The 24,654-nt window shown below is 63.7% G+C and carries 12 protein-coding genes; 2 read left to right on the top strand and 10 right to left on the bottom strand.

Features of this window, described 5'->3' with window-relative positions:
• Positions 1-66: 66 nt before the first annotated feature.
• From ACWF6P_RS03875 to panD, 3 genes are all read right to left on the bottom strand, one after another.
• Positions 67-7,845, bottom strand: coding sequence for an amino acid adenylation domain-containing protein (locus ACWF6P_RS03875; RefSeq protein WP_452620034.1), 7,779 nt, complete (start codon positions 7,843-7,845; stop codon positions 67-69).
• Entirely contained in the window at positions 7,842-14,477 is a 6,636-nt protein-coding gene (locus tag ACWF6P_RS03870) for an amino acid adenylation domain-containing protein (protein ID WP_452620033.1), read from the bottom strand. The genes ACWF6P_RS03875 and ACWF6P_RS03870 overlap by 4 nt, the downstream gene beginning before the upstream one ends.
• A gap of 114 nt (positions 14,478-14,591) precedes the next feature.
• A complete protein-coding gene (panD, locus tag ACWF6P_RS03865) occupies positions 14,592-14,987 on the bottom strand; it encodes an aspartate 1-decarboxylase (protein WP_378532694.1) in 396 nt (131 codons plus the stop codon).
• Positions 14,988-15,299: 312 nt separating this feature from the next.
• On the opposite strand from panD, the gene ACWF6P_RS03860 reads away from it, so the two are divergent.
• Complete coding sequence (locus ACWF6P_RS03860) at positions 15,300-16,670, top strand: lysine N(6)-hydroxylase/L-ornithine N(5)-oxygenase family protein (RefSeq protein WP_452620032.1); 1,371 nt, start codon at positions 15,300-15,302, stop codon at positions 16,668-16,670.
• Between the two features lie 70 nt (positions 16,671-16,740).
• Here the strand turns inward: ACWF6P_RS03860 and ACWF6P_RS03855 are convergent, their stop codons facing one another.
• Entirely contained in the window at positions 16,741-17,412 is a 672-nt protein-coding gene (locus tag ACWF6P_RS03855) for a DNA alkylation repair protein (RefSeq protein ID WP_452620031.1), read from the bottom strand.
• A gap of 293 nt (positions 17,413-17,705) precedes the next feature.
• Here ACWF6P_RS03855 and ACWF6P_RS03850 point away from each other — a divergent pair, with 293 nt between their 5' ends.
• A complete protein-coding gene (locus ACWF6P_RS03850; protein WP_452620030.1) occupies positions 17,706-18,074 on the top strand; it encodes a hypothetical protein in 369 nt (122 codons plus the stop codon).
• Between the two features lie 379 nt (positions 18,075-18,453).
• On the opposite strand, the gene ACWF6P_RS03845 is transcribed toward ACWF6P_RS03850, so the two are convergent.
• The 6 genes from ACWF6P_RS03845 to ACWF6P_RS03820 form a co-directional block, all read right to left on the bottom strand.
• A complete protein-coding gene (locus ACWF6P_RS03845) occupies positions 18,454-19,602 on the bottom strand; it encodes an acyl-CoA dehydrogenase family protein (protein ID WP_378627510.1) in 1,149 nt (382 codons plus the stop codon).
• Positions 19,603-19,644: 42 nt separating this feature from the next.
• Entirely contained in the window at positions 19,645-20,454 is an 810-nt protein-coding gene (locus ACWF6P_RS03840) for an enoyl-CoA hydratase-related protein (protein ID WP_452620029.1), read from the bottom strand.
• Between the two features lie 121 nt (positions 20,455-20,575).
• Entirely contained in the window at positions 20,576-21,613 is a 1,038-nt protein-coding gene (locus ACWF6P_RS03835; RefSeq protein ID WP_378627505.1) for a LysR family transcriptional regulator, read from the bottom strand.
• Between the two features lie 174 nt (positions 21,614-21,787).
• Positions 21,788-22,762, bottom strand: a complete 975-nt coding sequence (locus tag ACWF6P_RS03830; protein WP_452620028.1) for an ABC transporter substrate-binding protein — start codon at positions 22,760-22,762, stop codon at positions 21,788-21,790.
• Positions 22,763-22,799: 37 nt separating this feature from the next.
• Positions 22,800-23,597, bottom strand: a complete 798-nt coding sequence (locus ACWF6P_RS03825) for an ABC transporter ATP-binding protein (protein WP_378627500.1) — start codon at positions 23,595-23,597, stop codon at positions 22,800-22,802.
• Between the two features lie 19 nt (positions 23,598-23,616).
• Positions 23,617-24,489 (bottom strand): ABC transporter permease, encoded by an 873-nt coding sequence (locus ACWF6P_RS03820; RefSeq protein ID WP_452620027.1) that lies wholly within the window; start codon positions 24,487-24,489, stop codon positions 23,617-23,619.
• Positions 24,490-24,654: the final 165 nt, after the last annotated feature.

Below are 24,654 nucleotides of genomic sequence, written 5' to 3'. Positions count from 1 at the left end.
GCTCATACACCCCCAGCGGGTGACGGCGCCTAACGTAGCACGAAGGTTACCCTTGCCTCAGATTCATTAGCCCCCGTCACCACCGGAAACGATCGCGGCGACGGATCGCAACGCCGCTGCCCACGCGTCGACCAACCGTGGCACCTCAGCCACCACCGCAGGCGGCCAGGAAACGGTGGCGCCCAGCGTGGAGGTGGTCAGGCCGCCGACGCCACGGCGATCGTGCACGTAACCGTCCACCACCACGGGATGAGAACACGGCACGGCGTCACCGAGTCCGGAATCCATACTGTCGCGCAGCGGGCTTGCCCTGAACCTGCCGCCGCCGTCGTCACCGTCGTCGTGACCGCCGAGGTCGAATCGACCCAGGTAGTTGAATTCCACTGCTGCCGAGTCATATTCACCGAGTACCTTCCGCCCTTGCGGATTCAGGTAACGCAACGCCCCGTAGGACATCCCCTCCCCTGGCACCGCCGACCGTGCGCGCTTGGCCCCGGCGACGAGTTCACGCGCCGCGGCAACCGAACCGGCGAGCACCGCGTCGAATCGATCGGTGCGTGCGGTGATCCTGATCGGATGGACGTCGGTGAGCCAACCCACGACCCCCGATCCGTCGACAGAGTTCTTGCCGACGTCTCCGCGGCCGTGCCCCTCGACGTCGACGACGAATTCGGCGTCCGCACCTTCTGTTCCGGCCTCGGACCAGGCCGCGAGCGCGGCGGTGAACGTGCCGAGCAGAACGTCGTCCACCGACCCCCCGAGCACGGTGGACACACCGGCAAGGAGCGCGGCCGTCTCGTCCTCGGTCAACGTGAACGACACCCGGTCCAACGTGGCGCCGACGTCGGCAGTGGGATCGAGGGGGCGGATCAGCGGTATCCGAGCGCCGGGTGCGGCGATGGCTGCCCACCGGTCGAGATCATCGAGGATCGACGCCGAATGCGCGTGATCGTGCACCGCATGCGCCCACCGCCGGAACGAGTCGGGGGCTGGTGCCGCCGCGGGCGTCGTGGAGGAGCCGCAACCGTCGACGTGGAGGTCGGGCAACAGCACCCGCCACGACACTCCGTCCACCACCAGGTGGTGCAAGGTGATGAGCAGTTCGCCGGGCTCTTCGTCACGCCGGAACCACACCAGGTCGATCATGCGCCCGTCAGTCGGACGCAGTCGTGCCTTTGCTGCCCGCGACCCGGCGCGAACCGCCTCCCGGGCGGAATCGTCGCGCTCACCGGTGATGTCCAGTACCGAAAGCCATTCGGAGGGAAAACCATCGGGCTCAGGAATATCCAACTGGGTACCGTCGAATCGTGCCCGCAATATCGGGTGCCGCCGCGCGAGCGCGTCGATCATCGCGACGATCCTCTGCTCGGTGAACTCGGCCGGGATCCGAAGCAGCACCGCTTGAGAGATCTGGTCTATCGGCCCGTCTACGCCGGCTAGCCAGGCCACGATGGGAGTGAGCGGTACTTCGCCGTACGGCGAAAGTGAGGAATAGCGCGAATCAACCTGTGCACCAACAGATGCCTCGGCGGATACAGCAAGAGCGCGTACGGTGCGCCCCGTCGAGACGTCTCGGGGCGAGACCGTCAGTCCGCGCGCACGCAGACGGGCGGACAGTTCCATCGACATGATGCTGTCGCCGCCGAGGTCGAAGAAGTCGTCGTCGACTCCGATGTCGGGGATGCCGAGCAGGTCGGAGATCTCGGCGCACAGCCGGTATTCCAGGTCGGTCTCCGGCGGGCTGGGCACTCGGTCGGGAACCTTGCCCTCGGGGAGCGCAGCGAGGTCCAGTTTGCCGTTGGACAGCAAGGGGAACCGGTCGAGGACCGTGTAGGTGGCAGGCACCATGTACGACGGCAACCGGCCGGCGACGCCGGCACGCAACTCTCCGATGTCCAGCGTGCGCCGCGGTTCCGGCACGACGTGCGCCGACAACCGTTCTGTGCCAGTGCCATCGGTGCGGGCTACGACGCGGGCATCGGCCACGCCGTCGAGCGCGCGCAGGCAGTGTTCGATCTCGCCCAGTTCCACCCGGTGCCCGCGGATCTTGACCTGGTGATCGGCGCGGCCGGTGTAGTCGAGCAATCCGTGGTCCGTCCACGACACCAGGTCGCCGGTGCGGTACATCCTGGTCCCGTCGGCGGCGAACGGATCCGGCAGGAAATGCTGGGCTGTCAGCGCCGGGGCAGCACGGTAGCCGCGCACAACGCCGGGGCCACCGAGATACAACTCGCCCACCACCCCGACGGGCACCGGGCGCAGGCCGGCATCCAGGACGTAGGCACGCAGACCCGCGACGGGCCGTCCGATGAGAGGCTCTCCGGAGCGTTCCGTCGAGGTGTGGACGGCGTCGACAGTTGCCTCGGTCGGGCCGTAGAAGTTGTGCAGCACAACCGAATCCAGTGACCGCATCCTGTCCCAGAGCTCCCGGGTCACGGCTTCTCCGCCCACACCGAGCGCACTGATCTCGGAGCCGAGCCCGGCGCGAATCAGGTGTTCGAGGACCGATGGCACCACTTCGACGAAATCGGCGGACACTCGGCGCAGTTCGCGGAGCAGCGCGGTCGGATCCGCCGCGGCGTCACGGTCGAACACGTGGACCGCATGGCCGCCGAACATCCACAGCTGCGGCTGCCAGGAGGCGTCGAATGCCAGCGACCAGGCGTGACCGACGTTGAGATGAGAGCGTCCGGTGCGTGCGACCGTTGGATCATGCACCCGATCACGATGACTGAAGTACAGGTTCGCCAACCCCCGATGCGGAACGACGACACCTTTCGGGACGCCGGTGGTGCCGGAGGTGTAGATCAGGTACGCCGGCGAGTCAGCGTGCAGCGGGGTGCGTCGTTCGGCGTCGGTGACGACGCGGTGGTCGTAGTCGGATTCGGCGAGCGTCGAAGTGTCGACGATCGTGCACGCCCCCAGTGTCACCGATCCGTCGAGCAAGGCATTGTCGACAGCGCGGTCGTCCGGTGTCGTCACGATCGCGGCGGGTCGGGCACTGTCGACAATGCGTTGGGTGCGTGAGGCGGGCGCATCCGGTTCGATCGGCAGGTACGCAGCCCCCGACCGCATCACCGCGACGATGGAGGCAAGAGTGAGCGCAGACCGCGTCGCGGGTACGACGACGACGTCCTCGGCTCCCACTCCGAGACGCAGCAGTGCTCGGGCGATACGGTTCGCGAGGGTGTCGAGCGCGGAGAACGTGAGAGTGGTCCGGGCATCGGTGACTGCGACAAGCTCGGGCGTTCGGACGCACTGCGCGTCGAAGACTTCCACCAACGTGCCACCCGGATAGGGCAATTCGGCTCCGGCGAACTCACCAAGGATGCGTCGGCGCTCTGCGGCGTCGACGAGCGCCAGGTCGGATACACGGTGGGCTTCGGGGGTGTTCATCGACGCCAAGACCGCATGCAGGGCGTCACTCATCGTGGCGGCGCTGCGGGTGTCCACCAGATCGGGCCGGAACTCCACGACGATCCGCAAGCGGTCTCCGGGAAAGACGGTCACGGTGATCGGATAGTGCGTCATCGTGTGAAAATCTCCGACGCGGACCGTGAAGTCGGCGGAATCGATACCGGCAGTGTCTGCTTCGGCGAAGTTCTCGAACACGACGAGGGTGTCGAACAACCGGCCGACGCCACCGATCCGCTGGATGTCGGCGAGTCCCACGTGGTGGTGATCCAGGACGGACACGGTCTGCTCGCGCAGGCGACCGAGGACGTCGGACACTGTCGCGGCAGCAGGAACGTCCACGCGCACCGGAACAGTGTTGACGAAGAGTCCGACCATGTCGGCCGAGCGGTCGAGGTCGGCAGGTCGACCCGAGACCGTCGATCCGAACACGACGTCGTTCTGCCCGGTGACGGCCGCGAGTACCACGGCCCAGGCCGCGTGCACCAGTTCGCTGAGCGTCGACCCGGATTGAGCAGCAAAGGATTTGAGATTCCCGGTCCATGCTTCGGACAGGTCGACGATGATCTCCTCGGCAGCCACTCGTGAGGCACGGCCGTCGGAGTCGGACACCAGGCAGGGGCGGACCGGGCTTCCAGGTGACTCGGGATCGCGACCGAGCACCTTCCGCCACGCGGTTGTCGCCGCAGCGCTCTCGCGAGAGGTCAACCACCGTAGGTAGTCGTCGAACGAAGCCGGGGCAGTGAGGGTTCGACCCTGGTACAGGCGGAACAGGTCTGTGCCGACGGTCCCCATCGACCATCCGTCGACGAGCAGATGATGCATCGTCAGGACCACCCGGTGGCGGACCGGTGATTCGTCGAGCACGGTGACGCGGATCAAGACAGAATCCTCGACGTCGAAGGTTCGACGGTCTGCTGCGATCAGGGACTCTGCGTTCGGACCGTCGAGGGAGTCGACGGTGTATCGGCGCACCTCGATGTCGCGATGTGGTCGGAGTACTGCGACTGTGCGACCCGATTGCAGGGTCGTGAACGTCGATCGCAGACTCGGATGCCGATCGAGGAGTGCGTGCAACGCCTCTTCGAGTCGGGCACTCTCGAGCACGCCGTCGATTTCGAATTGTGTTGCAATTATGTATATTTCGTCCGAATCCTCGGCCGCGGTCAGCGATTGGAAGACAATACCCTGCTGCAAAGCGGTCGCGGGACGAACGTCGTCGATATCGGTTCCCGAGGCTGCGAGTTCCGCACGTTCGGTGTCGTCGAGCGCGATCAGGGGAGCGGCTCCGCCGCCCACCGGCTGCGCGCTACGCGGAACTGCGGCGTCCGCGCACGCAGCGATCGCCGCGACGGTGCGCCTGGCAAATACGTCCGCCGTGCTCAGCACGATCCCCTCACGGGCGGCGTGGTGCACGAACGTGATGGCCGCGATGCTGTCGCCCCCCAGAGCGAAGAAGTCGTCGGCAGCGGCGATCTCGGCGACGTCGATCCCCACGAGGTCGGCAATGATTGCCGCCAGCGCCAGTTCGGTCGCAGACTGCGGCGCGGCGCCGCCCGTCGAGGTCGTGGGGATCTCGATGCGAGCCAAAGCGAGCCGGTCCAGCTTTCCGTTGGGAGTGACCGGCAGCGCAGCCAATACCATCCACGAGGCGGGAATCATGTACTCCGGCAATGTCTGACGCAGTCGCACGCTGATCTCGTCGCCGATCGTGTCGGCGACGTGTGATTCCTCGGTGCCCCGCTCGGCTTCACCGCTACTCGGAACAACAAACCCGGCCAGTCGCGGTCGTCCGGCAGCGTCGGATACGGCAATTACGGCCACGTCGTCGACGAGTCCACTTGCGGCGGTCGCAGCTTCGATCTCCCCGAGCTCGATTCGATGTCCCCGGATCTTGACCTGCCGGTCAGTGCGTCCCACGATGTCGAGGGTGCCGTCCGGCAGCTGTCGCCCGCGGTCCCCGGTGCGGTACATCCGCTCCCCCGTGGCGCCGTCCGGGTAGGCAACGAATCGAGTCGCTGTCGCCGTCGGCGCCCGGTGATAGCCGCGAGCGAGTTGAATTCCCGCGACGTAGATCTCGCCCACCACACCGCGAGGAACGGGAAGGAGAAACTCGTCGAGGATCCGGATTGTCGTGTTCGGCACTGCCGAACCGACGACGCTGGCCGCCGAGGAATCGTTGCGCGGAATCGACACGTCATGAGTGGCGACGTCGCCGACCACTTCCGAAGACCCGTAGGAATTGGTCAGATGTGTTGCAGGGCAGGCTTGTGCGATCGACTCGATCACGCCCGACGTCAGCGTTTCACCGCTGACGATCCAGTGGTTAACCGTCGAGACGTCGGCTGCAGCTGCATCACAGAGCGCGGCGGCGAGGGATCCGACTGCCGTCATCTGTTCCGCTCGATGAGTGGTGGCCAACCGGGCCAGCGCGTAGGCGTCGGTGAACTCGTCGTCGAGGGCCAGGATCACACGTTGCCCAGCCAGTAGACCGGTCAAGAGTTCGGTGGTTCCGTCGATGAAGCTCAGAGAACTCTTGGCCAGACGGCTACGTGGCTGACCCCATCGATTCACGGCCCAGTGCAAACGATTCGCAAGCCCGTCTCGGGTACCGAGGACACCTTTCGGCGCGCCGGTCGAGCCGGATGTGTAGACGAGGTACGCGGGCAGATCTCCGGTCCACTCGGAGACGAAAGGCGCCGGCCCACAATCCTGAGGGATCTCGGAGGTCGTGATGCGCGTGGTCGCGGGTACCAGTGCGCTGAGAAGGGTGCTGGTGTCCGGGTCGACGATCATCGTGTGGGGATTCGCGTCGGCCAAAAGGTACTCGATGCGATCCCGCGGGTACCGGATGTCGATCGGTACCACCGCCGCACCGACGTCGAGGATGGCAAGGAGTGCAGCGACCATGTCGGGTCCGCGTGGGACAGCGACTGCAACAGTGGATTCCGGCCCTGTCCCGGCATCGCGCAGTGCCGCCGACAAGTCTGCGACCCGGGTTGCCAACTCGGCGTAGGTCACGGTGTCGGCACCGGACACGATCGCCACCTCGGCTGCGGACTCCGCGAACCTGTGCGCCAGTTGCTGTTCCAATCTCGGTACGGCGACGATCTGGCCTGTGTCGTGGACCTCTGTGCTTGTCCGCGCGTTCGCAAGCGCCAGCGACACGGGTACGTCCGAATCGGCAGTCAGCTCGTCGAGCAGGTCCGTGAACAGCTTTCCCACGGTGGATGCGACGTCGGCCGGGATCGATTCGGGTCGGTAGACGACAAACGCCCACAGCGAGGGATCGGGGCCCGCGACCAGAGCGAGGGGGAAACTCATCGGTGCACCGAGCACGGTGACGTCGTCGACACTGGCGCCGTCGTCCGGGACTGCGCTGGGATAGTTCTGGTAGACCACTGTCGTGTCGAACAGCGTCGAATGACCGGCGGTGCGGGCGATGTCGGACAGGCCGAGATGTCGGTGGTCGTCGAGGTCGAGGTGTCCGGACTGGATGTGGGCGAGTAGATCACGGGTAGTGACGGTCCGATCGACCCGCACGCGCACCGGGACGGTGTTGAGTAGCAGACCGACGATCGAGGCGGCACCGGGTAGGTCGTACGGACGGATGGATGCGGCCATCCCGAACACGACGTCGCGCCTGCCGGTCAAGGAGGAGAGGACCAGCGCCCAGGCGAGCTGGACCACCACATTGACCGTCACCCCGGCGTCCTTGGCGCACAACGTGACCCGCTCGCCCAGATCGGGTGGGAGAACGACATCGAGCCGAACCGGGGTACTCTCCACCACCTCGGTGCCGGATGCGACGAGGGTGGGCGCGTCCAGACCGTCGAGGTAGCCGGCCCAGCCCGTGCGGGCAGCGTCGGCGTCCCGCTTCGCCATCCACCCGAGGAAGGTTCCGAATTCGGCCGCAGGCTCGAGCCGATCGGCCGTGCCGCCCGCTTCGTAAACGCTCAGCAGTTCGCGAACGAACAGTGCTTCCGACCATCCGTCCATCAGACTGTGGTGGTAGGTGATCACCAGTGCACGATCGACGACCGTGAACCGGATCAGCGGGCTCCGCAGGAATTCGAATCCTGCGGCGCGATCGACCGCTCTGGCTTCCTCGAGGTCTGCTCCCGCCGCCGACAGCGAGATCTGTGGCACCGTCGCCCGTGGCACGACCCATACGAGGGTTCCGTTGCTCCGCTGTCGGAGAACAGCTTTCAGGTGCGGGTAGCGGTCGAGCATCGCGGTGATACTCGCTGTGACGATCCGGGCGTCGACCGCCGACCGGAAGGTCACCACCGTCTGGGAGAGGTAGGGATCGCTCTCCGCCGCCGCCAGGCTGGACTGCAGATACATTCCGGTCTGCAGCGCCGTCAGCGGCAGGACTTCGAGGATCTTCGATCGGCCTGCTGTGGCTTCGGCCCGGGCTTGTGCGTTCACAGGCTGTTCTCGAACTCGTCGAGTTCGTCGGCGCTGAGGTCCGTCACCTCGACGCTCGTCACGGCGGCACGTTCCTCAGCCGCCGGGTTCTCTTCGACGGTCAACTCGGTCCCGAACAGTCGCACCGTGCGCTTCTGCATGATCGCGCGAGGGGTGAGGCCGATGCCGGCGCTTCGAGCCGCAGATGCCACGGCGAGGGAGGTGATGCTGTCCCCACCCAGCCCGAAGAAGTCGTCGTCGATGCCGACCCGGTCGACGCCGAGGATGCGGGCGACGATCTCGCACAGGACGGTTTCGACCGGACTGCGCGGCGGCTGATGGTTGCTGCCGCTGGAGTCGGGTTCCGGCAGGGCACGGACGTCGAGCTTCCCGTTGACGGTCATCGGAATTCGATCGAGTAGCGCGAACGACGTCGGCACCATGTAGTCCGGCAACCGTGACGCGAGACGGTCTCGGACGGAAGCAAACAGCCCTTCCGCTTCGACGCTCCCGTCAGGGACGAGGTACGCGGTCAGTTGGCGGGTCCCCGTTGCCGGTGCGGTGATCGCTCGGACCACTGCGGACCCCACGCCCGGGCAGGACGTGACCGCCGCCTCGACTTCGCCGAGTTCGACGCGGTAGCCGCGGATCTTGACCTGGTCGTCGGCGCGGCCACAGTAGTCGAATAGACCGTCCGGACGCACCTGTACCAGGTCGCCGGTCCGATACATCCGGCCACCGTCCGCCAGCGGGTTCGACACGAAATGAGCTGCGGTGGTGCCGAACCGGCCGAGGTATCCGCGTGCGAGACCAGCTCCGGCCAGATACAGCTCTCCGATCGTGCCTTCCGGAACCGGGCGCAGCCAGGGATCGAGGACGTAGGCGTGGGTTTCGGTGACCGGCGAACCGATGGTCGCCGTCTCGCTGTCGCTTGTCCCTCCGCCGAGCGCGTTGATCGTGTACTCGGTTGGCCCGTACAGGTTGTAGCCCTCTACACCCGGTTCGTGAAGAAGCCTGGACCACAACGAGTCCGGGACGGCTTCGCCGCCGAGCAGCACGAGCGGCATCCGGCGGTCACCGTCGAGGATGCCTTCGTCGAGGAGGAGCTGCGCGTAGGTCGGGGTGACGTTGACGACGTCGATCTTCCGTTGCGCACAGTACGCCGCCAAACGTGGTGCGTCGCGGCGTAGTTCCTCGTCGCAGATGTGTACCTCGTGTCCTTCGACGAGCCAGAGCAGTTCCTCCCACGACATGTCGAAGGAGAACGAGACGGTGTGGGCGATACGCAATGTCCGACCACCACCAGCGGCGATCGTGGGTTCGAAGATCTTGCTACGGTGGTTGAGTTGCATGTTGGTCAGGCCCCGATAGGGCGTCAGGACACCCTTCGGCGCCCCCGTCGACCCGGAGGTGTAGATGACGTACGCGGGATGCTCGAGCCTGCCCGGGACGCCTGGGGCGAATGCCACCTGGTCGGCGGCCGTCAGCACCCGATCGGCGCGTAGTTCTGCCACGGTTTCTGCGTCGTCGATCACCATTACATCGGCGTCAGTGACAAACGGCCGCGACACGACGGCACTGGTGCTCACCAGGATGCTCGGCTGTGCGTCGGCGAGTATCACGTTCAGCCGATCCGTGGGGTGATCGAGTTCGAGCGGTAGATAGGCCGCCCCGGTACGCAGCACTGCGAACAAGGCCACCACGGTCTCCACGGTGCGAGGCAGAGCGAGCGCCACGATACGTTCGGGCCCGGCTCCCCGGCGGATCAGTGCAGCAGCGAACGAGTCTATACGCGAGGAGAGTTCGGCGAAGGTCACCGACTCCTCGCCCAGAACTACCGCGGTCCGATCCGGATCGAGTTCGGCCCGCTCGGAAAGTAGTTCGGCAATCGTGATGTCGGGGGTGCCGGTCAGGCTCGGGTAACTGGGAATTCGACTGGTTGCCCACCGGGCGAGCGGCCGATCAGGTTCGTCGGCGATCGTCTCGAGGGCGTCGTGGAATCGGTCGAGCAGATCGCGGGCGGTGGACTCGTCGACCAGATCCGGCAGGTAGGTGACGCTGAGATTGAGTCGGTCACCGGGGTCGACGGCGATGGAGATCGGGAATTCCGAGCCGTCGACGGTCGACAGATGCCGCAGGCGCGGTGCCGTACCCGAATCTTGCGCGGCCGCATTCCGCAGAACCAGCAGCGTGTCGAACAACTCTCCGAGTCCGATCGCCTTCTGGACGGCGCCGAGCCCGAGGTGATCGTGAGGCATCAGATCGAGCCGCTGATCCTGGATCCGTCTCGCCAGCGTCGCCGCAGTGTCGGATCCACGACCGAACGCGCGCACCGGAACAGTGTCGATGAAGGCGCCGATCGTCCGGTCACTGCCGGCGACCTCGATCGGGCGTCCGGACAGCGCGGTGCCGAATACGACGTCCGTGCGTCCGGTGACCGCTGTCAGGACCGCTCCCCATGCAGCGGCGAGAAGGGTGAACGGAGTGACCTGGGCGGTCCGGGCGATGTCGGCCAGACGAGCCGAGGTGGCGCCGGGCAGGAGCCGTTCGAGGCGCTGCGGCAACGCTGCCCCTGCGCGATCAGCGGTGCGGTTGGTAAGGAGTGTCGGAGAATCGAAGTCTGCGAACATATCTCGCCACGCCGCCGACGACGCGCCGCGGTCTTGACGTGTCAGCCACGCGAGATGATCTCGGTAGCTCGTTTCGGGTGCCGGCGCGGCGCGGTTGTCGTGGAGATCGAGAATACGGTCTGCCAGCAGCCACGACGAGGTGCCGTCGAAGGCCCCGAACCAGTAGTTGACGACCAGCCGGTCTTCGTTGCCGGGCAAATGCAGGAGGGTCACCCGGAACAGTGGCGGTGCGTCGACGTCGTAACCTGCCGCCCGGTCCTCAGCGAGCTCGCGGATCACCTGTCGATCGACGTCGGTGTGTGTGGTCAGGTCGACCACACGGACGGCGGCGTCGACTCGGCGACGGATCACCTGCACCGGTTCGCCGAGGGCAGTGACCGTGAATGCCGCTCGCAAGGTGGGGTTTTCGGAGATCACGGTGGACACTGCCGCGTCGATGCGTGCGTCGTCGAGGCGCCGGTCGAGGGCGGCGACGTTCTGCACCGTGTACAGCAGGGCCGCGGCCGGGTCGAGGCTGATCTGGTAGTACAGCCCACGTTGGAGCGGTGAGAGTGGCCAGATGTCCTCGACGTCGCCGAACCGGTCGGCGATCGCAGCGTGATCGTCGTCGGTCAGGCTGAGCAGCGGCGCATCCGATGCGACTGTCGCTGCCCGTTCCGAGAGCCCGCCCGATGCTTCGATCCGAGCGGCGAGGCCGGCTACGGTGGGCGCCGCGAACACCATCCGCACGGTTATCGCGTCCGTGTTCAGACGATCGCGCAGTCGCGCGACGATCGTGGTGGCGAGGACCGAGTCTCCACCGAGCGCGAAGAGGGTGTCGGTGACACCGACACGGTCGACACCGAGCACCGATCGCCACACGTCGGCGATGTTCTCCTCCAACGGAGTACGGGGAGCCACGTGAGCGGCGCGGCGCTGTGTGTCGGACAAGGTGCGGGCGGCGGCGACGATTGCGTCCCGGTCTATCTTGCCGTTGATCGTGACCGGCAGTGCAGTGGTGACCACGATCCGGTCGGGCACCATGTGTGCCGGAAGTGCAGTGGACAGACGCTCCAGAATCATGTCGACGGATGCCGTAGCGCCCGATGCTGTAGCGCCGTCCTCGAGTACGACGGCAGCAACCAGACTCGGCGAACCGGAGACGTCGAGAGCAGCAGCACCGGAGACGATATCGGGATCCTGGTTCATCACGGACTCGACCTCGCCGAGTTCGATCCGGAAACCGTTGATCTTCACCTGGTTGTCGATACGGCCGATGAATTCGACCATGCCGTCCTCGACGTAGCGAACGAGGTCGCCCGTGCGGTACCAGCGACGACCAAATGCTTGGACGAACCGTTCTGCCGTGCGTTGCGGGTCGTCGAGATAGCCGGTGGCCAGGCCGATGCCGGACACCCACAGTTCGCCGCCGACCCACTGGGGAACGTCACGACCGTGCCTGTCGACCACGCGGAACTTCATGTTCCGCAGTGGCGTTCCGAAAGGGACCGTGCGCCATCGCGGATCGACAGTCCGCACCTCGCAGATGCTGTTGTGAATCGCAGTCTCGGTAGCGCCTCCGAGTCCGGCGAACTGGCATCCAGGTATCGCTGCAGTCAGCCGACGGTACAGATCGGTTGTCACCTTGTCCCCACCGAGCATCACCACTCGCAACGTGGCTCCGAGATCGATGCCGGTGGACAGGATCATGTCGAGAAGCGGAGGTACGCAACTGAGGACGCTGACCCGGTGCTCGACGATCATCCGGGCCCAGCGCTGCGGATCGCGCCGTTCGTGTTCCTCGATCAGCACGGCGGTGCCTCCGACGGACAGGCACGAGAACAAGTCGAAGGTGCACAGGTCGAAGTCCAACTCGGACAGGCACAGTGGACGGTACGACTCGTCCAAGCGGTACCGGTCGACGATGTCACCGATCGTGTTCATCGCCGCGACATGAGGAACCACGACGCCCTTGGGGCGACCGGTCGATCCCGAGGTGAAGATCATGTACGCCGGGTCGTCGGGGGATCCGAGATGCGGCTGGGCGATCGGATCGTGTGCAAGGGCCGCAGCTACGGACAAGTCCCGCCCGATTACCGTGCGGAATCCTGCGGCGTCGGCGATGAGATCTGCGCGCGAGTGTGGCTGATCCACTCCCACCGGTACGTACACGGCCCCAGCCGCGAGGACGCCCAGGACCGCGACGACCTGGTCCGAACCCTTGGGCAGGGTGATTCCGACGGTGTCACCAGCCGCGATTCCGGCCCCGACGAGTGCTGCCGCCATCCGCAGAGCGCTGTCGGCGAGTACGCCGTATGTCATCGTGGTGCCCGACGCCCACGTCAGCGCGACCGCATCCGGGGTGGCTGCGGCCCTCTCGAAGAATGCGGCATGCAGCAGCGACGAGGCCGTATTCGGGACCTCCGGTACCGGCGCCTCTATGACGTCAGAGTTCATGACGTCAGAGTTCCAGGCGCCGACAGGCGCAGTCAGTGCGGGAACTGCGTTGTCCCAGAATGATTTCCCTCCGTCGACGATCGAGGACACCAGATGTTCGAAGGCGCCGAACATCGCCTCGGGCACTCCAGGAAGGAACTCGTTGGCGCGGATGTCCCAGTTGACGAGGAGTCCGCCGTCCAGTTCGGTGATCTGCGCGTCCAGAACCACTTGAGGGCCTTGGGAGATGATCCACACCGGATCGCCGAACGTCTCGCGGACCCGGCGATGGAAGAGTTCCCCCAGACTCAGTGCACTGGTGAACACCACCGGCGCCAGAACCTGCTCTCCCCGTGAACGACTCAGATCCCGCAGGACCTCGACACCGGAGTAGTCGGCATGGGCGGCGTCCGCATGGAGGGTCGCCTGAACGGCCTTGGCCCGTTCGAGGAAGGACACGGTCTCGGTGAGATCGACGTCGAGCATCACCGAACTGGAGAAGTCGCCGACCAGTGCTGCGACGTCCGGGTGGGTGTCGGCGCGGTCGAACATCGGAACGTTCAACAGGAAACGGGATTCACGAGACCACGCGCCGACTACCTCGGCGAACGCCGTGGCCACCGCGACTGCCGGCGTCACTCCGTTGGCTCGGGCAGCAATGCGAAGCCGGTCGTATCCGTCAGCGTCGAGGTGGAACGACAGCCGGGTCGCAGTGGCGGAACCGGAATCCCCGTCCACCAGCGGCAGAGTCGGCGCGCCCGGCAGATCGTCGAGGCGTGCCCGCCAGTAGGACTGTGCAGCAGAACGGGATTCGCGGCGCTCCGTCGGGCGGTCGGCGAGGTAGTTACCGTAGTCGTAGCCGAGGGGCGGCAGCGTCTCTCCGCCGTACACCCGGGCGATGTCGTCGAGAAGGATGCGGTAGCTCACGGCATCTCCGGCGATCATGTCGACGTCGAGATGCAATCTCGACCGGCCACCAGGCAGGACGGTCAACTCGGCCGAAAAGACTTGCCCAGCTTCGATGTCGAGCATCTGATGGGAAAGTCGATCACGAGTGGCGTCGAGGTGGGCGTCGATCTCGGACTCAGCAGCTGCCGTGAGATCGGCGACGGTGAGCAGGGTGCGATCGAGGCTCGGCAGGATTACCTGCTGCCCGTTGTCGGTAATCCGGGCGCGCAGCATTCCATGCCTCGCGGTGACCGTCGCCAAGGCGCTTCGAAGCCGTTCTGGATCGACGATCGGACCGTCGAATTCGGTATAGAGGTGAGGGGCGACGCCGCCGAGAAACTGGTCGTGACCGCGGCCCACCCAGTAGGCGTGCTGTAGGACTGCGAGATCGAAGGCAGCGTCGCTGCCCGCGCGGTCGTCCGATGCCGCCGAGGCTGCCTCGACTTCGTTCGTCTCGGTCAGAATCGTCGACCAGTGTGCAACAGTCGGAACCTCGGCCAGATCGGCAAACGTCACGGTCAGCCCGCTGCGGCGCCAGCGCCCCACCAACCGCATGACGACCAGCGATTCGAGGCCGAGTTCGAAGAGATTGACATGGTCACCGACTGTGGACGGCGCGACACCTATCGCTTCCGCCACGACTGCTCGAACGTCGTCCATCCCTGTCGCCTGTCGCTGCACAGCCCAACCCTTCGATCCCTCGTAATCCCCATGAAAATGTAAAGAAAATGACTTGATTCCGAACCCCGCGTGAAAGATTCAGCGACCCGGCTGTCAGCGACTGGCGTACTGGTCCTGGGCGCCGGGAACCGGCTCAGCTGGGTCGGATCCCAGCTCGACGATCGTGTTCGCCGAGTCGACGTGCACTACTCGGGGCACGAAATCGGCCAACTCGCGATCGTCGAGGTGTCGGTAGGACATGATGATCACCAAGTCACCTGGTGAAATAAGGTGCGCAGCAGCGCCATTGATGCCGATTACGCCAGAACCGCGTGCGCCGGCGATCGCATAGGTCTCCAGCCGCGCGCCGTTGTCGATGTCGACTATGTGGACCTGTTCCCCCTCGAGTAGATCGGCCGCCTCCATGAGATCTACGTCGATCGTGACCGATCCGACGTAGTGCAGATCGGCCTGTGTGACGGTTGCACGGTGGATCTTCCCTGAGAGCATGATTCGATTCACGTTCAGAAGGGTAGCCTATCCCAAGCAATCGGTGGGTTGTAGCAATTCCACCAAAGGGGACCGGTGCGGTGCGATCTGCCGGGCCCACCGGCGAACCCCCAGGGCCAGAGACAATCCGTGCTGCACAGGGCCTTTCGTGAAACCGTCATGGACAAACGTCCGAGACTCCGGAACGCGGACCGGACGAAGCACGCGGACCCCACCGCAACGCAGAATCAGGTTAGGCTGCACTACTACTTGGCCGAGACCGGGCCGACGACATATTCGTACCGCCGCCAACGGCGAGGATGGACTGATGCCATGACTTCGACTCGGGCGAAAGAAGATTCGACACCAGGCGCACTCGACATCGTCGGGGTGGGCTTCGGACCTTCGAACCTGGCTCTGGCGATTGCGATCGAGGAGCACAACGCGACGTGTATCCCCGCCGATCGCATCAGCGCCCGCTTCGTCGAACGACAACTCGCCTTTGCCTGGCATCCAGGCATGCTCCTCGACGGAGCAACGATGCAGATCGCGTTCCCGAAGGATCTGGTGACATTTCGGAACCCCAGGAGTTCCTACAGTTTCTTCACCTACCTGTTCGACAAGGGTCGACTTGTGGACTTCGTCAATCACCAAACCTTTTTCCCCACTCGCCACGAGTTCGACGACTACCTCCGGTGGGCGGCCGATCGAGTCGACGCCGACGTCCAATACGGCGCCACTGTGACTGGGATCACCGGATCCAGATCCTCCAGCGGCACCGTCGACGAGTTCAGCGTCGAGACGTCCGCGGGTGAGATCCTGCGGACACGCAACGTCGTGGTCGGTGCGGGTCTGCGTGCGCGGCTGCCTGAATGGGCAGCCCCGTCACCCCGGTGCTTCCACAATCACCAGTTCCTGTTCCACCTCCAGAACCTTCCCGAACTGCGCCATCAGCGTTTCGTCGTGCTCGGAGCCGGACAGAGCGCCGCAGAGGTAGTGCAGTACCTGCACCGGCACTATCCGAATGCCGAGGTGCACAGCGTCTTCTCTCGCTACGGCTACAGCCCCGCCGACGACAGCCCGTACGCCAACCGGATTTTCGACCCCTCGACCGTCGACGAATTGCATGCCACGACACCGGAACAACGGGAGCGCCTACTCTCCCTTCACAAGGGAACCAACTACTCCGTAGTCGACATCGAGCTGATCAACGAGCTCTACACGACCGAGTACCAGGAGATTGTCCGCGGCAAACGGCGCTTGTTCATGCGCAAGGCGTCGTACATCACGAACGTGATCGAAGGCCAGGACGGTATCGACGTCAGCGTCCGCAGCACTCTCGACGGCGTCACCGACACGCTTTCCTGCGACGCTGTCGTGCTCGCAACCGGGTTCACGCCGATGCCGCTGCGAGAGATCCTCGGTGACCTCGCACCCGTGGGTGATTCGGCGACGGAAGTGGCGCGGGATTACCGCCTCACCACGAAACCGGAAGTCCGGGCCGGCATTTACCTGCAAGGCGGCACCGAAAAGACACACGGTTTGACTGCGTCACTTCTGTCGAACGTGGCCGTCCGTGCAGGGGAGATTCTCGGCTCCGTAGTGGCACATCGCTTTCCGCGAAACGATCCTCGAAATGAAGGCTTCACGGTCGAGGTAGCCACAGGAAGGGACAACACGCCGAACACTTTTGCGACCCGATAGCTTCCGAACGCCGATAATCGCGTAACTGACGCTTGCCGTCACCGGGCCGCCGCGGGAAGAGCTGACCTCTCTACTCGGCGGCCTGTCGTCGCACCATTTCCGAGATCCAGATGGGCGCAAACGGCGAGGTGCAGTTCGGGGGCGTCGGGTAATCCTCGAGCACTCGCAGCCGCTCACCGATGTCGATTGCCCTGGCGCGGTACTCGGCATGTTCGATCCCTATTTGGGCCAGGCAGTGATTCATCGCCCATTGCAGGCGATCAGGGGCGTCCTTCATCTCCGCCTCGATGACGTCGAGCAGTCCTGAAAGATCAAGGCCCTCAGTCTTCTTCGCAACACGTTCGGTAGTCAGAGCCCACCCGGCGCTCGCGACCACGGGATCCGGGTCAGCGGTCCAGGCCACCCGTAACTCCTCGGCGTGCGGGTTCTTCTTCACGACATAGTTGACGAGCCAGTCATGCACCTTGGGAATACGAGCCTCACGCAACATGACGTCCAACTGGTCACGCTCGAACGCCTTCGGGCGACAGATCAAAATGGCCAGCAACCTGGCCGCGGTGTCGCCTGTCGCCCAAAGCTGTTGTGCGAGTTCCTGCTGAGTCTTCAATCGCTTCGCAACAGCGCGCAGCTTTGTGAGATTCACGCCGTGATCGTCGCCGTGCTTCTCGTTCACCGCACGCGCCTTCGGATCTTCGAGCGCAGCCAACTCGTCCATCACTGCGGCAACCGTTGTTTGGGCCACTTCGTCCTCCAGTCTCTACTTCTGCAATTCACCTACAAGCAAAGTACGGGAAAGCGAGCAACCTACGTTTGAAACGTCGGCCAATGGGTATGTGACTGGTCCTGAGGTGGCGGCATGTCACCATGAAGACAGGATGAACCCTTGCACATGCGGTACGAACGTTCTCACCCGGGCGATAACCGGCCCACTCCTTTTCGTGTTCATCCTCGAGACGTTCTGGGCGCCGGTATCTATGTACGCCCTCTGCCACCGTCGATCCGCTAAGTGAGGTGCGATGTTCAGGAGGGGGTGTGATGACCGACAGTTCTGACGCATCAGATGTAATTCAGCGTCGAGAGCGAAAGATCAACAGGCGAACCCTGACCTACGGCCTGTCCGTCGTTCTGGCCAGCGCGGTGTTGGTTCTCGCGATCGTGTGGCTGGGCTCCCGACGAGGCGAATGCATCGCCACCGATACCTTGCTGTGCTCGCCGAAAGATCGCCGACTGGCGGTCTTCGTCCCGAGCCTCATGTTGTTGCTCGGGACCGTGGGCGCGTTCTTGCGAACCTCACTGCGAATGCACCGACTGCGGCGCCTCTACATCCGTCCTTACATGGCGTGGGTCTTGGCAGGACTTACCCTGGTCTATCTGGCGAGAGCTTACTTCTTGATCGGGGTGTAGATTCTCTGAATATGTCTGCTCGGCAAACAGATTCACCGATAGGTCGGTTCAGTACCCGGACACTCCCCCGCCGGATGGCAGCGGTGTCCCGGACTACTCGAGCGGATCTCGCACCACGAGAACGGCGGGATTACCGACAAAGACGTTAATTGTCGCTGCGCCTGCCCAGTGCGCTCTGACTTCCCGCAGCGGGTCCGTCGAGCGAGAGGGGTCACGATCGGGAATACGTCGGCAAGAACTCGGGTGCGCGCCCATTTTGACGCCGCCGCGAAAGGCATTGAACACCAACGACGCCACGACCAAGATCGGCGCCGCCGCCCACCACTCCGTTTCAGTTCGTCGGCAACTGCCTACCCGGCAACATCGGCCACCATATGTCTTAAAGATTCAACGACTTCGAGATGATGCTTCGCATCACCTCGCTGGTACCGCCGAAGATCCGGGACACCCTGGCGTCGGTATAAAGGCGGGCGATCGGATATTCGCTCATGTATCCGTATCCACCGTGCAACTGCAAACACTTGTCGATGATGCGGGCCTGATTCTCCGTGCAGAAAAGCTTTACCTTGGCTGCGTCGGAAACCGAAAGTCGTCCGTCGTCCAGTGCAACGAGCGCTCGGTCGACGAGCGCCTGCGCTGCCTCGAGGTCCGTAGCACAATCGGCGAGAACGAACTTGGTGTTCTGGAAATCTGCAACTCGTTGCCCGAAAACCCTGCGGTCCTTGACGTAATCAATCGCCAATTTCAAAGCCGCGGTGGCAGTTGCCTGAGCGGCGATCGCAACGGTGAGTCTTTCCTGTGGCAAGTTCGCAGTCAGCATGGTGAATGCGTCGCCCTCGACACCCAACAGGTTCGCGGCAGGAACCCGGACGTTGTCGAACACGAGTTCCGCGGTGTCCTGGGCTTTGAGGCCCATCTTGTCGAGGTTTCTGCCGCGTAGAAAGCCTGCCATACCGGCCTCGACCACCAAGAGTGACAGGCCCTTCCGTCGGTTACTACTCGACTTCTCTGTCCGCGCTGCGACAATGACCAGATCGGCATTGATTCCACCGGTGATGAATGTCTTGGCACCGTTGAGCACGTAGTCGTCGCCGTCGCGCACAGCAGTGGTTGACATCCCAGCGAGGTCCGAACCCGTTCCGGGCTCGGTCATCGCGATCGCAGTCACCAGATCACCATTGGCGAAACCCGGAAACCACCGCGCCTTCTGCTCGTCATTCGCATACTCGAGAAAATAGGGAAGTACGGTGTTGAGGTGGACCTGCAATCCGCCGACTGTCGCAGCAGCATAACCGGTTTCCTCGAGCACTACCGCGTTGAAACGGAATCCCTGGACACCGCCGCCGCCGTATTCTTCGGCAATCTGCAGCCCGTTGATGCCCAGTTCCGCTGTTTTGCGATACAACTCCCGCGGAACCACCCCGGCGGATTCCCACTCTCGGATGTTGGGAACAATTTCCTTGTCGATGAACTGTCCGACAGTCTCTCGGAACGCGTCGTGATCGGCAGTGTAGACATCCCTGTACATGAATTCTCCTGAACGAGTGTGTAAGTGGTCAGTGTGCTGGATTCATCGACCCATGAAGACGGGGGCACGCTTCTCGAGGAATGCACACGCTGCCTCACGCGCATCCTCGGTGTGAAACGATCGGACCATTGCGGCCACCTCGGCACCCGCGTACTCGCTCAATGACATCGTCTGGGCTGCAATGAGATTCTGCTTCATCGCCCGGAGCGCGACCGGAGCAGATGCAGCCAGCCGATCAGCGAGCTGCCGGACTGCTGCGTCAAGTTCGTCGGAGAACACGACCGAGTTCACCAATCCCAGCCTGTAGGCAGACTGCGCATCGAACTTGGACGGCGTCAAGAAGAGCTCACGCGCTCTTGCACCACCGAGCATTCGCATCAGAAACCAGATACCGCATAGATCGCCGGACAATCCCGCAGAAAGAAATGCGGTATTGAAGACCGCTGTGTCCGAAGCGATACGGAAGTCGGCGGCTGCAGCCAGGGAAAGCCCGGCGCCGGCGCACGGACCATTGATCGCCGCGATCGTCGGGCGCGGAAATTCATACAACTGCTCCGCAACGCGTGTGGAGGCTCGCAGGCGTGAGGTGTCCCCTTCGACGGAATCCCCTTGTAGGGAACGTAGTCGAGGCTCAGCGGCCAAATCGGCACCGACGCAAAACGTCGAGCCTTCACCGGTGAGAACCACAACGCGCACATCGACCGACTTTTCCAACTCGCAGAGCGTCTCGGACAATTCGCCGAACATTTGCAGCGAAAGCGCGTTTCGACGTTCAGGATTGCTGAGTGTGACTGTCGCGATACCGTTCTCGATCGAACATGAGACGACCGAGCGTGCACCCCTGTTTGTCATCGATTGCCTTTCGTGATTGTGAGCCACCGAAGATCCTTGTTCGCAACGGCATTCATCACATCAAACGACGAGATATCGACAGCGTCAAAGACGCAATTCGGGCTGCATCGACTGCAATTGCCTATAGGTCGGGCGGCAGAAGATCGTCGGGAACCCGCTCGACCGGGGATTCGTTGCGAAACGCCGCCACATTGCGGCGCTCCATTGCCGCGACGATCGTCGAGGTTGCTTCTATCCGTGAATGTCCTAGGGCCATTTGTCGGTCCACAGCTCGGTCCCACTGTCCGACCAGGAGGTTCGAGTAGTCCAGAAATGCCGTAGCAGTTTCGGTGGTTCGACCGACGCGGTGTACGAACCCGATGTCGCGGCTGAGAGATGGAGTCAGATCTTTGACCTCTGCACCGCGCTGCATTGCCTCAACCGCGACGCGCATCGAGAGGATCGCTGCACCACCACCGGAGAGAACCATCGGAACCACAGCGCCGCGCTGAGGTACCTCGACGGCAACATAAGGTTCGACACCACTCTCGCGAAGCATTCTCTCGACGTAATCCCGATTGGCGGTGTTACGTCCACCCATGACCAAAGGGATACGGTCGAGCATCTCGAGGGGGACGGGGTCGGGCAAATCGTCACCAGTACCCGGCGGTAGTACGAGAACAAATCGTTGACGGACGGCGTCTGCGCTCGCAAACTCCTCTCGGGGAAGCGGCAACATGGTCACGCCAAGTTCGCAGGCGCCGGACTTCACCAACTCGAGCACCCCGGCGAGGTCGTCACGCTCCTCGATGCGCATACGAATGTTGGGGTATTTCACCCGAAAGCGCGCAACCCAGACCGACAGTGGATCGGTGGACATGTCGGATAGAGCTGCGATGTCTATGCGGCCTCGCTCGAGCGCCCGAACCTCACGAACAGCGACCTGTGCCGCGTCCATTTCGCGCAGTACTCTGCGCGCCGGGCCGACCAACGCCTCGCCGGCCGGGGCGAGTACGAGACCCCGGCCGACGCGGTGAAACAACTCCGTTTTCAGTTCACTCTCGAGCTTGCGAATCGACTGGGACAACGACGGCTGAGCCACATGGAGCGCCGATGCGGCACGGTTGATGCCGCCGTTGTCGACAACCGCAAGAAAATACTCCATTTGCCGCACGTCCATGCTGGCAACGTAGCGCACTGGCAACTCAGTCGAGAGCTTCGTCAAGGGCTGATCCGGCCGCCACCTGAACTTCGATCAGATGCGATGACCTGTTTGGGGGTTCGAAGGACGGTTGAAGTCGTCGAGTCCGAACAGGCCTGTCACGGACGGGATAATCGCCCCTGTTCGCGTTGGTTAGCTCGAAGGGCATCCGTTGGTGACAATAGCGTTGTACTTCGGGTCGATATTCGGATCGACGTAGGAAACATTGGCGTCCCAAAGTTGCTCGCTCAGATCCATGCTGAAGGTATTGCGCTCGCTCTCCCAAACGCCGCGGGCGGTGTCCTCGGACAGACCGGTCCACTCGACGAGAATCTTGGTGGCCTCATCGGAGTTGGCGTCGTCTGCAATCCACTCGATCGAGGATCTCATCGCTCGGCAGAACTTGCCGACAGCGTCGGGATTCTTGTCCCAGAATTGCTTCGTGGTGGCGAACATGCCGGTCACGTCATTCTTGCCTCGTTCACCCATCGTGCCCTCGGTGGAACCGGCGATGATGCGAAGCTTGGTGCCTTTGGCAAGTAGCGACTCGTACGTCGTCAGGCCGAGGACACTCGCGTCGGCCTGACCGTTCGCGATAGCGGCAGCCGTCGTGGCCGGCGAACCGGTGCCGATGAAGGTGATCGCCGTGCCGTCGATACCGAACTCGTCGAGTACGTTCAGGGTTCGCTGTTCGTTGGAATCGCCGCGCTGCGGGACCGCAAACCTCTTGCCCGGGAGTTGGTCGAGCGAGGTGATGCCGGATTCCTCGGTCGCCACCATGACGACCCTGCCGCGCGAGTAGGGGCCGAGCACTTTGAGTTCCTGGCCCTGGGCTCCGGCGGGAACGATGACGCCTGGTTGCCCGAAGGTGATCTGGGTGCTGCCGCCGATCATCGCTGACAGAATCTCGGGGCCGGACTTGCCGTCGATCAGTGTCACATCCAGGCCCTCGTTGGTGAAGAAGCCCTTCGTCTCGGCGACACCGAGTGGGTAGGTGTAAATGGTGCCGGGGAACGAGCCGACATTGATCTTGTTGGAATTGCCGCTGTCAGCGTCGGACGAGCCGCACGCAACGGCTCCCGCAAGCAGCGCAAGCGCGCCGCAGAGGGACAGAATCTTGGTTTTCATCACGCCTGGATCTCCTGGATTCGAAGGGACCGAAAATTCAAAGGGATGCTCGGAATCGCTCGTACAGTTCTTGGTAACGCGGGTGGGCGGCCACACTCTCCAGATCACGAGGTCGTTCGATACAAACCTCGACATCGTCGAGGATCTTGCCCTCGCCCAGGAGGACGACGCGGTCCGCGAGTGCGATTGCCTCACCCAGATCGTGGGTGACGAAGACGACCGTGCGTTGGGGTCCCGACTGCCACAACTCGAGGAACTCCTGCTGAACCGAGATCCGAGTTCGGGCATCGAGAGCTGCGAAGGGCTCGTCCATCAGCAGAACGTCAGGATCGAGGGCCCATGTGCGGGCGAGAGCGACCCGCTGGCGCATGCCTTGGGACAGCTGCCACGGCCACAGCCGTTCGGAGCCACCGAGGTGTACGCGCCCCAGCCAGTCACGGGCAACCTTGCGCCGGGTGGTGCGGTCGATGCCGCGTAGTTCCAGCCCGTACTCGACATTGCCCTGCGCGGAACGCCATGGGAGCAGCGCGTCTCGGGCGAGCATGAAACCCAGATGACGGCGGGCCTCTCTGGGAGTGGTGCCATGGACCTCGATCGAGCCGGACGACGGTTCTACCAGCGCAGCGATCATATTCAGCAGGGTGGTCTTGCCGCAGCCGCTGCGCCCGACCAGGGCGACGAACTGTCCGGCCGCGATGTCGAGGTCGATGTCGTGCAGCACCGTGCGGGTACCGCCCTCGGGCTTGTCGAAGGTAACTCGGGCTTGGTGCAGGCGGATCATCGTGTCGCCGCGCTCGACCTTCTCGGTAGCGGCTCTGACGGTGGTGCTGTTCATGGCGGTTGTCTCCTTGGGATCAGTGGTCGACCGGGGGCTGCCAGCGGAGGAGACGCCTCTCGATGGATCCCATGACCTGGTTCAGAGCGACGGCGATGACGGCGAGCAAGATCAGGATCGCGTAGACCGCCTCGAGCTGGAACAGGGACGAGTACTTGGCGATCAGCTGGCCGAGGCCGTTTTCGGCGGCGATCAACTCGGATCCGACGACACCGAGCAATGCGTAGATCAGACCGAGTCGGAGCGAGGCGATGATCGCGGGAGTCGCTACCGGCAGCATGACCTTCCAGAACAGGTGGTGCTTCTTCGCGCCGAGAACTGCCGACAGGCGTAGCCATTCGGAGTCGGCCGACCGGACTCCGGCCCGTGACGCTGACAACACGATGAAGAACACGAGCGTGCTGGCCAGTGCCACTTTGGCTTCTGTGCCGATGCCGAAGGCAACGATGAAGAACGGCGCGAGAGCGATTCGGGGCATTGCGTTGGCCGCGTCGAGGAACGGCGCGAGAATGCGCTCGAAGGTCGGCAGGAGGCCAAGAGTGATACCAGCGACAACGCCGACGCTGCTGGCAACGACCCAGGCGATCACGACGGCAAGCATCGTGGCCTGGCCGTTGGACCAGAGTTCCCCGTTTTTCACGGCCGCGACGAAGTAGTCCCATGACTGCTTCGGCGACTTGGCCAGAATCGGAGTGATCCACTGGTAGCGCGCGGTCAGGTCCCACGCGCCGAGCCAGACGACCACGAGCGCAAGTTGCGCTCCGCGGATCAACAGCGTCGATCTCCGCGCGGTTCGCGTTCGCCGGTCCTTCACCGGCGCGGGTACCGGCGCGCCGGGCGGCACGTCGTCCTTGCGATGCATCGACTGCTCGTCGGCAGTGATTTGCGACATGAGGGCTCCTAAGTTGCGGCGGGCCTACGCTCCGCGACGCCAGAACTCGAATTCGTACGCGACCCGAGTCATTAATAACATTGCACCTAGAGTCCCCCACGTCAACAGTGCATATGAGCATTTTTTGAGGAGAGCTCAGTTTTCTCAAAAATGACGAAGTCATTT

The sequence above is a fragment of the Rhodococcus sp. NPDC055024 genome (assembly GCF_053608585.1).
The sequence above is the reverse complement of the archived record's forward strand: the minus strand, read 5'-3'. Positions and strand labels throughout refer to the sequence as shown.

Excerpts from the sequence above, each read along its gene's own strand:
- ACWF6P_RS03820 (WP_452620027.1), bottom strand. The coding sequence starts at position 24,489 with ATGTCGCAAATCACTGCCGACGAGCAGTCGATGCATCGCAAGGACGAC.
- ACWF6P_RS03860 (WP_452620032.1), top strand. The coding sequence starts at position 15,300 with ATGACTTCGACTCGGGCGAAAGAAGATTCGACACCAGGCGCACTCGAC.
- ACWF6P_RS03825 (WP_378627500.1), bottom strand. The coding sequence starts at position 23,597 with ATGAACAGCACCACCGTCAGAGCCGCTACCGAGAAGGTCGAGCGCGGC.
- ACWF6P_RS03870 (WP_452620033.1), bottom strand. The coding sequence starts at position 14,477 with ATGGACGACGTTCGAGCAGTCGTGGCGGAAGCGATAGGTGTCGCGCCG.
- ACWF6P_RS03835 (WP_378627505.1), bottom strand. The coding sequence starts at position 21,613 with ATGGACGTGCGGCAAATGGAGTATTTTCTTGCGGTTGTCGACAACGGC.
- ACWF6P_RS03840 (WP_452620029.1), bottom strand. The coding sequence starts at position 20,454 with ATGACAAACAGGGGTGCACGCTCGGTCGTCTCATGTTCGATCGAGAAC.
- ACWF6P_RS03830 (WP_452620028.1), bottom strand. The coding sequence starts at position 22,762 with ATGAAAACCAAGATTCTGTCCCTCTGCGGCGCGCTTGCGCTGCTTGCG.
- ACWF6P_RS03845 (WP_378627510.1), bottom strand. The coding sequence starts at position 19,602 with ATGTACAGGGATGTCTACACTGCCGATCACGACGCGTTCCGAGAGACT.
- ACWF6P_RS03850 (WP_452620030.1), top strand. The coding sequence starts at position 17,706 with ATGACCGACAGTTCTGACGCATCAGATGTAATTCAGCGTCGAGAGCGA.
- panD (WP_378532694.1), bottom strand. The coding sequence starts at position 14,987 with ATGCTCTCAGGGAAGATCCACCGTGCAACCGTCACACAGGCCGATCTG.